We start from the raw sequence: 12,210 nt of genomic DNA, 5'->3' as shown, positions 1-12,210 counted from the left end.
AGAGGTGTGGACACCGCATCTAGTGGGGCATTGCGCAAGGCACTGGAACTCCTGATCGATCCGCCTGCCGAGCCAGACGTCAGCAAGGGGTATCTCGATCTGCTGGGTGATGGCAGTGACGCCCCGAAGAACGCGGGATTCATCCAGAAGGTGTGGGCGTCTCCGGTCGGGTCGATGCTCTACGACAACGCCCAGGCCCTCGGCCGCAAGCTGATGACGGCGTGGCAGGAGCCCACCGAATGGCTGAGCATCCCGCCGGGCGGCCTCGCACTCGATGTCGGCAGCGGTCCGGGCAATGTGACGGCCGCGCTGGCGCGGTCGGCCGGGCTGGACGGGTTCGCGTTCGGTGTGGACATCTCCGAGCCGATGTTGACCCGCGCGGTCGAGGCTGAAGGGGGTCGCCAGGTCGGTTTCCTGCGCGCCGACGCCCAGAAGCTCCCGTTCCGGGACGACGTCTTCGATGCGGTGACCTCGATCGCGGTGTTGCAGTTGATCCCCGACGCGGAGGCGGCACTGGCCGAGATGGTGCGGGTGCTGCGTCCCGGCGGGCGGATGGCGATCATGGTGCCCACGGCGACGAACCGGGGGCCGGCGCGGCTGCTGTCGAAGGGCGGTGCGCGCGCCTTCGCCGAAGACGAGCTCGCCGATCGGTTCGAAGGCCTCGGTCTGGAACGGGTGCGGTCGAAGACCATGGGCACCATGCAGTGGGTGCGCGGGCAGAAACCGTGAGCACTCTCGGCGTTGTTCTTGTCGCATTGGTGATCGCCATCGGACTTCTCGGCATCGTGCTGCCCGTCCTGCCCGGTGGGGGATTTCTGGTCTTCGCCGCGATCGCGGTGTGGGCGATCGTCGAACGGACCACCGTGTCGTGGGTGACGCTCGGGGTCGCGGCGGTGTTCTTCGTGACCGCGGAGGTGATCAAGTACGTCTGGCCGGTACGGCGGATGCGGGCGGCCGAAGTGGGGATCTGGAGCCTGGCGGCCGGAGGGATACTCGGCCTGATCGGCTTCTTCGTCATCCCGGTGATCGGGTTGGTGATCGGATTCGTCGCGGGTGTGTACCTGGCCGAGTTGGCCTCGCGTCGTGACTACCGGCGGGCCTGGACGTCAACTGTGCACGCGCTCAAGGGCGTTGCGCTGTCAGTCGGCGTCGAGCTGACCGGAGCGTTACTCGCGACCGTCACCTGGGTGACAGGCCTGGTGATCGCCTCGTGACGCGGTGGACCCTGGGCCCCGACTCGGGCGAGCTGTTGTTGCGTACCGGTGTGACGGGCAGCGCGTCCCGCATGGGGCACCGGTTGACCATCGCGATGCGCTCGTGGCACGCAACCGTGGAGTGGGATGGCGAGGTGCCGTCGGGGATCGAGGTGACGGTGGACCTCGACTCCCTCGACGTGTTGCGGGGCGAGGGCGGTATGACTCCGTTGTCGGGGGCCGAGAAGATTCTGATCCGTTCCAATGCGTTGAAGACGTTGCGCGCGAAGCGCTTCCCCCAGGCGGTCTTTCGATCGACGGAGATCGGTCACGAAGGCGCGGCATATCGGATCGGCGGGACGCTCGAGATCGCCGGCCACAGCGGTGTCCAGAGCGTCGAGGTCCGGGTTGAGGCGGACGGCGACGTATGGCGTATCGCGGGCGAGGCGGCGGTGTGCCACACCGACTTCGGCATCAAGCAGTACTCGATGCTGATGGGCGCGATGAAGGTGGCCGATGAGGTCGGGGTGAGTCTGGCGGTGACCCACCCGGCGTGAGGACGGCGAGTCTGCTGTCACGGATTTCGAAGTCATAGTCGGGCAGCGCGGCATCGTGTTCCAGCGCCGTGACTGTTGTGACTCGTTGACCGAGTCGACCGAGTCAGCCGGCCAGCCTGGCCCGCAGTGCGGCGAGTTCCTCGGCGGACACCCCCGACGCCTCGAGGAAACCCTGCACCGACCCGTAGGCCTCGTCGAGCTTCCGCCACGCCGCGTCGAGGTACTCCTCACGCACGCCCAGCACGTCGTCGGACAACCGGGCCTCGGCGTAGGTGATGGCCTCGGCCGAATCCGCGCGGGCCCGTACCGATTCCATGATGCGTTCCCGCAGGGCGACGGTCGCGTCGTTGCTGCGGAGGAAATCGGTGATGACCGCGTCGCGCTTCACGCCGACCGCAGTGAGCACGGTCGCCACGGTGAACCCGGTTCGGTCCTTGCCTGCGAAGCAGTGCGCGATCACCGGGCGGTTCGCGCCGAGCAGTGAAATCACCTGCCGTACAGCGGTATGCGCGCCGGGCAGGCCGGGAAATTCTTCGTAGACCTCGGTCATGTAGCGGCGCGCGGATGCGGAGACGTCTTCGCCGTCGGGTGACTCAGCCATTACCCGCTGAAACGTCGACTCGTGTGGTGCGTCCTGGTTGGAGTCGTCGTCCTGGTGGAACGGCAGCATGTGCACCGTCACGCCGTCGGGAACCTGTCCCGGCCCGCGCCGCGCGACCTCCTGATGCGAGCGCAGGTCGGCGACGTCGGTGATGCCCAGCCCGCTGAACGCCACGCGGCCGTCATCGGTGAGCCGGCTCAACTCACTGGAGCGGTACAGCAGGCCCGGCCGGATTCCGGCGATCTCGGCGACGTCCCGAAAGTTCCATGCCCCCGACAGTTCGCCGAGATCGGTGCCGTTGCTGGTCATTTCGCCGTCACCGCCGTGCCGGATGGGCGGCACGCCGCCGCTGCGAGCGGGGACTTCTCCCGGCCCAGTTCGGCGCGGGCGATGGTGCGCATGTGCACCTCGTCGGGACCGTCGAACAACCGCATCGCGCGGTGCCAGCTGTAGAGCCGGGCCAGCGGGACATCGTCGCTGACCCCGGCCGCACCGTGCACCTGGATGGCCCGGTCGATGACATTGCAGGCGATCTGCGGGGCCACCGACTTGATCTGGGACACCAGCACGTGGGCGGCCTTGTTTCCCTCCTGGTCGATCATCCACGCAGCCTTCTCACACAGCAGCCGGGCCTGATCGATCTCGTTGCGGGACTTGGCAATCGACTCACGCACCACACCCTGCTCGGCCAGCGGCTTACCGAACGCGACGCGTGTCTGCACCCGGTCGACCATCAACGCCAACGCCCGCTCGGCCGCACCGAGGGCGCGCATGCAGTGGTGGATACGGCCCGGGCCCAGCCGGGCCTGGGCGATCGCGAAACCGCTGCCCTCTTCGTGCAGCAGGTTCTCCGCCGGCACCCGCACGTTGTCGAACACGATCTCGCAGTGCCCGTGCTGGTCCTGCCAACCGAACACCGGAAGGGAGCGCTGAATGTCCACCCCGGGGGTGTCGACCGGCACCAGGATCATCGACTGCTGGGCGTGCGATGCCGCGTCGGGATTGGTGCGGCCCATCACGATCAGGAGCTTGCAGCGCGGATCGGCTGCACCGGTGATCCACCACTTGCGGCCGTTGATCACATAGTCGGCGCCATCGCGCAGCATCGTGGTCTCGATGTTGCGGGCATCCGAGGACGCCACGGCAGGCTCGGTCATCGCGAACGCACTGCGGATCTCCCCGGCCAACAGCGGCTCCAGCCACTGCTTGCGCTGGGCCTCGTCGGCGAACAGGTGCAGGGTCTCCATGTTCCCGGTGTCGGGCGCCGCACAGTTGAGAACCTCCGGGGCGATCTCCATGCTCCACCCGGACAGTTCGGCCAGCGGCGCGTACTCCAGATTAGTCAGGCCGGACTCCGACGGCAGAAACAGGTTCCACAGGCCGAGCTCGCGGGCCTTGACCTTGAGCTCCTCGACCACCGGGGGCACCGTGTGGTCCTTGGGGCCCTTCTCCTCGCGATAGGCGTGGTAGGAGGCTTCGGCCGGCAGCACGTGCCCGGTCATGAAGTCGGTGAGCCGGGAGTGGTAATCAGCCGCTTTGGCCGACAGCGCGAAGTCCATGCCAGCCACGATAGCCACATGGTTAGACAGGTAGAAAGGTGGCATGACTGAGAGCCGCCCGCCGTTCCCGCCCTTCACTCTCGAAACAGCCCTGCAGAAGGTCCAAGCCGCCGAGGACGCGTGGAACACGCGTGACCCGGAGAAGGTCAGCCTGGCGTATACACCCGATTCGCAGTGGCGTAATCGCGACCTGCACATCGTCGGACGCGAGCAGATCGTGGAGTTCCTGACCGCGAAATGGGAGCGCGAACTGGACTATGTGCTGCGCAAGAGCCTGTGGGGTTTCCGGGAGAACCGGATGGCCGTGCGGTTCCAGTACGAATGGCATGACGCTCAGGGCCAGTGGTATCGCAGCTACGGAAACGAATTGTGGCAGTTCACCCCCGAGGGTCTGATGGCCCGGAGGGAGGCCAGCATCAACGACGTCGCGATCGAGGAACCGCAGCGGCGTTACTTCGGTCCGCGACCCGAAGAGGAGTACGGCCGGGACATCGAGCTCTGGTAGTTGCGCGGCTCGCCGCGGTGGTAATTGCGCGGCTCGCCGCGGTGGTACTCGCGCGTGGTGAGCGTCAGGGCCAACACCCCGGCGAGCACGGCCAGGCCGATCACGGTGCCGGCGACGGCCGGCCATCCCGCGCCGTCGAACGCCAGCCCGCCGACCCAGCCGATGACGCTGGATCCCGCGTAGTAGAAGAGGTTGTACAGCGAGGACGCCTGGGCCTTGCCGTCGCCGGCGGCGGCGCCGACCCAGCCTGAGGCGATGGCATGCGCGCCGAAGAATCCGGCGGTGGCGATCAGGAGCCCGATCAGCACGGCGACGATATTGCCGGCCAGGGTGATCGCGACGCCGGCGATCATCGTGGCGATAGAGCCGAGCAGCACGGTCTTGCGGCCGAACCGGGTTGCCTCGGCGCCCGCCCGGGCCGAGGCCCAGGTGCCGGCGAGATAGGCCAGGAACACCAGGCTGACCACGGTCTGCGGCAGGTTGAACGGAGCGGCCATCAACCGGAAACCGAGGAAGTTGTACATCGCCACGAACCCGCCCATCAGCAGGAAACCCTGGCTGTAGAGCACGAGCTGACGCGGGGAGCGCAGGTTCTGGGCCAGCCGACTGCCCAGATTGCGGCTGCGGGACGGGGTGAAGCCCCGAGCCGGTGGGGCGAGCTTGACGAACGCGAACGCCGACAGGCCGCACAGCACTGCGACCACGAGCACGCCGACGCGCCAGCCGGCGAACTCGGCGATCGGCCCGGTCACGAGGCGCCCGGCCAGCCCGCCGATGGTGGTGCCTGCGACGTAGGTGCCTGCCGCGCGGGCGGCGTGCCCGGCGTCGATCTCCTCGGTGAGGTACGCGATGGCCACCGCGGGCACCCCGCCCAGCATCAGCCCTTCGAGGAGCCGGCCGGACAGAAGGAGGGGGGTGCCCGGCGCCAGGGGCACGATCAAGCCGAGAATCGTTGCGGCGGTGATGGATATCGTCATGGCCTGGACGCGGCCGATGCGGTCGGCCAGCGCTGACCACGGGATGACGCCGAGGGCCAGGCCGACGGTGGCCGCCGAGATCGTCAGTGCGGCATGGGCGGCACCGGTGCCCATGTCCTTGGCGATCAGCGGGAGTACGGCCTGGGGGGAGTACAACTGCGCGAAGGTCGCGACGCCGGCGCAGAACAACGCGGCCAGCAGCCGCCGGTACTCGCTCGAGCCACGGGAATGCCCCTGCCATTCAACGGAGGTCAGGGAGGTGGACACTCAGTCGACGGTAGGACGCCGGCAAAGATGTGTCCAATGCATGACTTTAGTCAAGGTCATGAACGTTTTGCATGATGAATTCGGCCAGACGCGCGGCGGCGGGCGGCAGCGGGCGGTCGGCGTTCCACGTCAGTCCGATCTGACGTTTGGCCGAACTTTCCGACAGCGGCACGTACGCGGCGCCCGGTTCGGCGCGTTCGGGCCGGGGCACTGGGACGACGGCGACCCCGAAACCCGCGGCCACCAGCCCTTCCATGGTCGGGATCTCCATGGCCTCGAACACCACAGGTGGCGAGATACCGGCCTCGGTGCACAGTTCGTCGGTGAGCTGGCGCAACCCGAAGTCGGGTGCCAGCGCAACGAAGGGTTCGGCTCCGGCGTCGGCCAGCCGGATCCTGGATCGGCGGGCGAACCGGTGCTCGCGCGGCACTGCCAGGCACAACCGTTCCATGTACAGCCCGCGCCAGCGGTATCCGTCCGGCCGCGGCGAGGTGATCGCCAGGTCGGCCTCACCGCCGGCCAGGCGTTCGACGATTTCGTGGGCCGCGCCCTGGAACAGCTCGAAGCGCACCAGCGGAGCCTCGGTCCGGAACCGGCGCAACAGATCCGGCACGTACCAGCCGGCCTGCGAGTGCAGGAAGGCCAGCCGCACCGTCCCGGTATCGGGATCACGCAACTCGGCGATTCTCTCGGTGGCCGAACGGATTTCGCCGATACTACGGCGGGCGTGCTCCAACAGGATGTGCCCGTAGGCGTTGAGCCGTAGCCGCCGGTTCACCCGATCGAACAGGGGTACCCCCACCTGTTCCTCGAGCCGGGCCAGTGCGCGCGACAGGGTGGGCTGGCTGATGCCGAGTTCGGCTGCGGCATCGGTGACGTGCTCGGTTTCGGCGAGCACCACGAACCACTGCAGCTCGTCCAGATGCATACCGCCGACTCTAAACGCGCTGATCACCGGTCAGCCTGTGCCATGCTGTGTCGCATGGTCGCCAAGGTGCGGGTGGTCGTGGGTGATGACCACCCGATGTTCCGCGAAGGTGTGGTGCGCGCCTTGATGTCCAGCGGCGAGATCGACGTGGTGGCCGAGGCCGACAACGGCGCCGACGCACTGGAATTGATCCGGACCCACCAGCCGCAGGTCGCCCTGCTGGATTACCGGATGCCACAACTCGACGGGGCCCAGGTGGCCGCAGCGGTGAGCCGCGACGAGTTGCCCACCCGGGTGTTGCTGGTCTCCGCGCACGACGAGTCGGCGATCGTGTACACCGCGCTGCAGCAAGGCGCGGCCGGGTTCCTGTCCAAGGAGTCCACCCGCAGTGAGCTGGTGAACGCCGTGCTGTCCTGTGCCAAGGGCCGCGACGTACTCGACCCGAACCTGGCGGCTGGGCTGGCCGGCGAGATCCGTCGTCGCAACGAACCCGACGTCCCCGTGCTCAGCCCGCGCGAACGCGAGGTGCTCGACCTGATCGCCAAGGGTCTTTCCATCCCGGCGATGGCCAAGGAGCTGTTCCTGGCCCCGTCGACCGTGAAGACCCATGTGCAACGCCTCTACGAGAAGCTTGGCGTCAGCGACCGGGGCGCGGCGGTCGCGGAGGCGATGCGCCGCCGGCTGCTGGACTGACATGGCAGGCGGGCGCGTCGTCGAATTCTTCACCACCCAACCGGTCCGGGTTTCGGCGCTGCTGCGGCTTCCGCTGATCGGCCTGATCGTGGTGCTCGTCTCGGTGTGGGATGTCGACCACTGGTTGCCCGTCCTGTACGCGGTGATCCTGAGTGTGTACGCCGCCGTCGCGGTGCTGTGGCTGGTGGTGGTGTTCCGCGGACCCATGCCGCCGTGGGCCGAGTGGGCCTCCACTGCAGTCGATGTGCTGGTGCTGGTCGCCCTGTGCGCGGTGTCGGGCGGGGCCACCGCGGCGCTGCTGCCGGTGTTCTTCCTGTTGCCCATCTCCGTTGCGTTCCAGGACCGTCCGTGGCTGACCGCGCTGCTCGGTGGCAGCACCGCACTGGGGTACCTGGCGGTGTGGATCCTGTATTCCGAGCGCGACGACAACGTCGGTCTGCCCAACATCGTCTACATGCACGTGGGCTTTCTGGCCTGGCTGGCGGTCGCGTCAGCCGCGCTGTCGTTTGTGCTGGCGCGCCGATCGGCACGGGTACGGACGTTGATGGAGGTGCGTCGCCAGTTGGTGTCGGAGTCAACCCGGGCCGACGACCTGCGCAATGCCGAACTGGCCGAACACCTTCACGACGGGCCGCTGCAGACCCTGCTGGCCGCGCGCCTGGACCTCGACGAGATCCGCGAACGCATACCGGATCCCGGCCTGGATCGGGTGCACGCTGCGCTGCAGGAGACCGCGGTCGGATTACGCTCCACCGTCACCGCGCTGCATCCGCAGGTGCTGGCTCAGCTGGGGCTCACCCCGGCGGTGCGGGAACTGTTGCGCCAGTATGAAACTCGACCCGAAATCGCGGTACGGGCGGATCTCGAGGACGTCGGGCGCCCCGTTGGACAGGCGCTGCTGTACCGCGCCGCTCGCGAACTGCTGGCCAACATCAACAAACATGCCGGGGCGACCATGATCTCCGTCGGCCTCTACCGGTCGGGGGAGCGCATCGTGCTGACCGTGGCCGACAACGGTAAGGGGTTCGACCCGTCGATGTTGGCCCAGTCCGTCGCCGAGGGGCACATCGGGCTGGCCTCACTGCAGGTTCGCATCGACGCCATGGGCGGCTCGATGGCGATCAGCTCGGAGGACGGGTTCGGCACCCAGGTCCGGGTCACGCTGTAGCCGAGGCTATTTCACGCAGGGAATGCCGGAGACCTTCATCTGGCTCAGGTCGGTGGGTGCCGGGGTGTAGGTGCCGGTCGCGGTGGCGGCCACCGTGGTCACCGGGGTACTGGGCGTCGTCTCCTTCGTCGTCTCGCTGCTCGAGTCCCAGGCGGAGTCCGACCCAGAATCCGATCCGGACTCCGACGACGATGACGTGTCGCCGGACAGGTAATCGTCGCCGGGGAAATCGGTCCCCACGGTCAACTGCACCGTGCCGGGCACCACCTCGGAGGACGGGTTCGCGATCACGCCGAGCTCATCGGCCAGCGACTGGGCGGCGACTTCGGCACCGGTGCCGAAGTCGATCGTGGTGGTGGCCGCCAGCGATTCGCCGTCGCCGATCTGCCCCTCGGTGAATCCGTGTGCGGCGAACGTGGTTTCGAGCTGCGCGGCCAGTCCGCTATAGGTGGACGCATTGATCACGTCGAGCACCGCGCCGTGACCGTTGAGCGTTTGAGCCTTGCTGGTGGGCACCGACGACGATGCGGTGTCGTCCTTGGAGACGAGGTCGTGCACGATCTTGCGGATCGTCGGCACATCCACGATGTTGATGTCCTCGCCGTACGAGTTCTGGCTGAACTCCTTGATCGGCAGGGTGTAGAGCGTCGGCGGCTTGTCGGTCAGCGCGGAGGCACGTCGGGCAAAACTGGGCAGGTCGAACCCGGCGTCCAGCGCGACATTCTGCTTGACCACGCCCAGCAGGCTGCGCAGCCCGGCCGGGCTGTTCAGCGTTCCACTCTTGCCGAGCGCCGATACCAGTGCGGCGATGAACGCCTGTTGGCGGCGGGTGCGGTCGAGGTCGGTGAAGTTCTCGTCGTTGACGTCGCGACGCTGACGCACGAAGGCCATCGCCTGGGCCGCGTTGATCTCCTGGACACCCTGGTGAAAATCGGCTCCGGAGTACGGGTCAGAGGTGTCGGCGTTGAGGCAGACGGTGATCGGTGACACGGCCTTGGCGATTTCGAAGAACGCGCCGAGGGTGACCTCGACGAAATGGTCGATCGGAATGCCGAGCAGGTTTCGGACCGTCGCAATCTCTGCCTTGCGCCCCGCCTCACGGGCCTGCTGCTCGTTCGCCGACGGATTCTCGGAGTCGGCCTCCAGCGATTCCATCTCGCGCTGATAGGCCCAACCGTAGGCCTGTTTGACCTTTCCCTTGCACGGCGAGATGTCACATCCGGCCAGGTCCACATAGTCGTCGCGGGGGATGGAGAATGCGGTGGCCGGGCCGCCGTCACCGGGCAGATGCACCACGATCAGCACGTTGGCGTTGTAGCCGCCGACGGTCTCGTCACCGGCGTGCAGGGCCTGGTAGACATCCTCGGGCAGCGGGTTGCCGTGCTGATCGAGCCGGCTGTCGAGCCCCATGATCAGGATGTTCTCGGTGTCACCCGCGGACATCGGGCCGCCGTCGAGCGCATTGGACGTGGTGATGCCGTCCAGGGCGCCGTGGTAGGTCACCCAGCCTGCACCGGTACCGGCCAGCACCGACGCCGCAACCAGGCCGACTGCGGCACGGCGGGCGGCCCGCACGCCCCGGCGCGGCATACGGTGCCGGGGGACGCTCGCGGCGTGGGCAGGTGTGTTCATTGCACCTGCCATTATGAGGCCGTTCGCTGAGCCACCTTCCACCGGGGAAAATTGCTGGTCAACACCGGCGTCTCGGCATTAGCGTGCACTGGGTGAAATTGCGCATCGCCGTGGGCGTACTGGTGTTGGCGGTGGTGGCGTTGCTACTGAACGAATTGGTGGCGAACAAGGAGCACCGCCAAGCTGAGCCGTTCGCAGGCGGGCACGTGCTGGAGCTGGACGGTCCCGACCTCAACGTGCGCGAATACGGGCCGCCGTCCGAGCGCGCGGTGGTGTTGCTGCACGGGTACTCGGCCTCGATCGAGTGGTGGGATCAGGTGGCCCCGCAGCTGGCCCGTGATCAGCGGGTGATCGCGATCGATCTGGTCGGTCACGGCGGCTCGGAGGCACCCGCCGACGGCGCTGCGTACCGCTCGGATGCGCAGGCCGAGGCGGTGCGCAACGCCCTGGTGCAGCTCGGTGTGCGGCATGCGGTGTTGGTCGGTCATTCCATGGGTGGAGCGGTCGCCACCGAACTGGCCCGGCAGGATCCGGACCTGGTGGAGCGGGTCGTGGTGTCCGATACCCCGGGGGCCGATGATCTGGTCAGCATGCCGCTGCTCGGAAAGATGGTGTGCTGGCCGGTGATCGGGCCCGCGTTGGATCTGTTCCGTGGCGTCGACGCGATCAGCGAGGGCTCATTGCAGACCGGGTTCGCCGCGGACTACCCGGTGCCGGGCTACGCGCACCGGTCGTTGGAGCGGCTCACCTACACCGGGCTGTGCGACTCGAAAGATGGTCCACACCCGACCGCGGAAACGCTTGCTGCACTGCACAAGCCGGTGCTGGTGCTGTGGGGTGACGAGGACGTGCTGACCCCGACCGCCCCCAATGTCGAGCGGTACACCGCGGCCGGGCTGGCACCCGTGGTGATCAAAGGGTCCGGACATTCTCCGATGGTCGAGCAGCCCGATCAGTTCCTGGCAGCAGTGGCGCCGTTCATCAAGAACCCAGCCCCCGCGAGATGACCAGGCGCTGAATCTGATTGGTGCCCTCGAAGATCTGGGTGATCTTGGCTTCCCGCATGTACCGCTCGACCCGGAAGTCACGGGTGTAGCCGACACCGCCGAACACCTGCACGGCATCGGTGGTGACTTTCATGGCGGCGTCCGTGGCGATCAGTTTCGCGACGCTGGCTTGTGTCGAGTAGGGCAGTCCGAGGTCACGACGCCGCGCGGCATCCAGGTAGGTGGCGCGTGCGCTGACCACCGCGGCGGCCATGTCGGCCAGCAGGAACCCGAGGCCTTGGTGGTCGATGATCTTGCGGCCGAACGTGGTGCGCTCGTTGGCGTACCGGATGGCTTCGTCCAGGGCGGCCTGTGCGATACCCACGGCGACCGCGGCGATGCCGAGCCGGCCGGAGTCCAACGCGGAGAACGCGATTGACAGGCCCTGACCTTCGGTGCCGATCAGGCGGTCAGCGGGCAGCCGCGCATTGTCGTAGAACGCCGAGGTGGTGGGCACCGCGTGCAGGCCCATCTTCTCCTCGGGTTTCCCGAAGCTCAGGCCCTCGAGATCGGCGGGGACCAGGAAGCACGAGATGCCCTTGGAACCCTCGCCGGTGCGGGCGAACAGCGTGTAGAAATCGGCCTTCCCGCCGTGGGTGATCCACGCCTTGGACCCGTTGAGGACGTAGCTGTCGCCGTCGCGAGTCGCCTTGCAGTTCAGTGCCGCGGCATCTGATCCGGCCTGCGGTTCGGACAGGCTGTAGGCGCCGATCTGGTCACCGGCGAGCATGCCCGGCAGCCAGCGCATTTTCTGCTCCTCGGTGCCGTAGGCCAGCAGCGGGTGCGACGAGAGACTGTGCACGCTGACTGCGACGCCGATCGCGGCCCACCGCGCGGCGATCTCCTCGAGGACCTGCAGGTAGACCTCGTAGGGCTGGCCACCGCCACCCCACTCCTCGGGCTGGGGCAGGCTCAGCAGCCCGGCCGCGCCGAGCTGCGCCATGACGCCCTCGGGGTACTTCTCGTCGCGCTCGTACTCGTCGACGATCGGGTCGAGGACCTTGTCGGCGACATCGCGGGTCAGCGCGATCAGGTCGCGAGCGTCGTCAGAGGGAAGGAGGCGATCAACCGGCATACTTGCACA

13 protein-coding genes are annotated in these 12,210 nt (G+C 67.6%); 7 read left to right on the top strand and 6 right to left on the bottom strand.

The window, feature by feature from the left end:
- Nucleotides 1-6 precede the first annotated feature (6 nt).
- Genes AB0I14_RS13280 through AB0I14_RS13270 form a run of 3 tightly spaced genes read left to right on the top strand, consistent with a single transcriptional unit; the run spans nt 7 to nt 1,750 of the window.
- Nucleotides 7-729, top strand: coding sequence for a methyltransferase domain-containing protein (locus AB0I14_RS13280; protein ID WP_358021527.1), 723 nt, complete (start codon nt 7-9; stop codon nt 727-729).
- A complete protein-coding gene (locus AB0I14_RS13275) occupies nt 726-1,214 on the top strand; it encodes a DUF456 domain-containing protein (protein ID WP_358021524.1) in 489 nt (162 codons plus the stop codon). The genes AB0I14_RS13280 and AB0I14_RS13275 overlap by 4 nt, the downstream gene beginning before the upstream one ends.
- Nucleotides 1,211-1,750: a YceI family protein gene (locus AB0I14_RS13270; protein ID WP_358021522.1), complete on the top strand. Its 540-nt coding sequence runs from the start codon at nt 1,211-1,213 to the stop codon at nt 1,748-1,750. The genes AB0I14_RS13275 and AB0I14_RS13270 overlap by 4 nt, the downstream gene beginning before the upstream one ends.
- Before the next feature lie 103 nt (nt 1,751-1,853).
- On the opposite strand, the gene AB0I14_RS13265 is transcribed toward AB0I14_RS13270, so the two are convergent.
- Both AB0I14_RS13265 and AB0I14_RS13260 read right to left on the bottom strand, forming a co-directional pair.
- Nucleotides 1,854-2,660: a tyrosine-protein phosphatase gene (locus AB0I14_RS13265; protein ID WP_358021519.1), complete on the bottom strand. Its 807-nt coding sequence runs from the start codon at nt 2,658-2,660 to the stop codon at nt 1,854-1,856.
- Nucleotides 2,657-3,898 carry an acyl-CoA dehydrogenase family protein gene (locus AB0I14_RS13260; RefSeq protein WP_358022800.1) on the bottom strand — a complete coding sequence of 414 codons (1,242 nt, stop codon included), beginning with the start codon at nt 3,896-3,898 and terminating at the stop codon, nt 2,657-2,659. The genes AB0I14_RS13265 and AB0I14_RS13260 overlap by 4 nt, the downstream gene beginning before the upstream one ends.
- Before the next feature lie 55 nt (nt 3,899-3,953).
- Between AB0I14_RS13260 and AB0I14_RS13255 the strand changes: the two genes are divergently transcribed.
- Nucleotides 3,954-4,415, top strand: coding sequence for a nuclear transport factor 2 family protein (locus AB0I14_RS13255; protein WP_358021516.1), 462 nt, complete (start codon nt 3,954-3,956; stop codon nt 4,413-4,415).
- Here the strand turns inward: AB0I14_RS13255 and AB0I14_RS13250 are convergent.
- Nucleotides 4,361-5,659 carry an MFS transporter gene (locus AB0I14_RS13250; RefSeq protein ID WP_358021513.1) on the bottom strand — a complete coding sequence of 433 codons (1,299 nt, stop codon included), beginning with the start codon at nt 5,657-5,659 and terminating at the stop codon, nt 4,361-4,363. The genes AB0I14_RS13255 and AB0I14_RS13250 overlap by 55 nt on opposite strands.
- Nucleotides 5,660-5,705: 46 nt before the next feature.
- Nucleotides 5,706-6,587, bottom strand: coding sequence for a LysR family transcriptional regulator (locus tag AB0I14_RS13245; RefSeq protein WP_358021510.1), 882 nt, complete (start codon nt 6,585-6,587; stop codon nt 5,706-5,708).
- Between the two features lie 42 nt (nt 6,588-6,629).
- Here AB0I14_RS13245 and AB0I14_RS13240 point away from each other — a divergent pair, with 42 nt between their 5' ends.
- Both AB0I14_RS13240 and AB0I14_RS13235 read left to right on the top strand, forming a co-directional pair.
- Nucleotides 6,630-7,280 (top strand): response regulator transcription factor, encoded by a 651-nt coding sequence (locus AB0I14_RS13240; RefSeq protein WP_358021507.1) that lies wholly within the window; start codon nt 6,630-6,632, stop codon nt 7,278-7,280.
- Nucleotide 7,281: 1 nt separating this feature from the next.
- Nucleotides 7,282-8,448: an ATP-binding protein gene (locus AB0I14_RS13235; protein ID WP_358021504.1), complete on the top strand. Its 1,167-nt coding sequence runs from the start codon at nt 7,282-7,284 to the stop codon at nt 8,446-8,448.
- Nucleotides 8,449-8,454: 6 nt separating this feature from the next.
- On the opposite strand, the gene AB0I14_RS13230 is transcribed toward AB0I14_RS13235, so the two are convergent.
- Nucleotides 8,455-10,038, bottom strand: a complete 1,584-nt coding sequence (locus AB0I14_RS13230) for an LCP family protein (RefSeq protein ID WP_358022797.1) — start codon at nt 10,036-10,038, stop codon at nt 8,455-8,457.
- Nucleotides 10,039-10,172: 134 nt separating this feature from the next.
- On the opposite strand from AB0I14_RS13230, the gene AB0I14_RS13225 reads away from it, so the two are divergent.
- Nucleotides 10,173-11,087, top strand: coding sequence for an alpha/beta hydrolase (locus AB0I14_RS13225; RefSeq protein ID WP_358021502.1), 915 nt, complete (start codon nt 10,173-10,175; stop codon nt 11,085-11,087).
- Here the strand turns inward: AB0I14_RS13225 and AB0I14_RS13220 are convergent.
- A complete protein-coding gene (locus tag AB0I14_RS13220) occupies nt 11,062-12,201 on the bottom strand; it encodes an acyl-CoA dehydrogenase family protein (protein ID WP_358021499.1) in 1,140 nt (379 codons plus the stop codon). The genes AB0I14_RS13225 and AB0I14_RS13220 overlap by 26 nt on opposite strands.
- Nucleotides 12,202-12,210 lie beyond the last annotated feature (9 nt).

This window comes from Mycobacterium sp. NPDC050441, from assembly GCF_040655355.1.
GTDB lineage: Bacteria > Actinomycetota > Actinomycetes > Mycobacteriales > Mycobacteriaceae > Mycobacterium.
The sequence above is the reverse complement of the archived record's forward strand: the minus strand, read 5'-3'. Positions and strand labels throughout refer to the sequence as shown.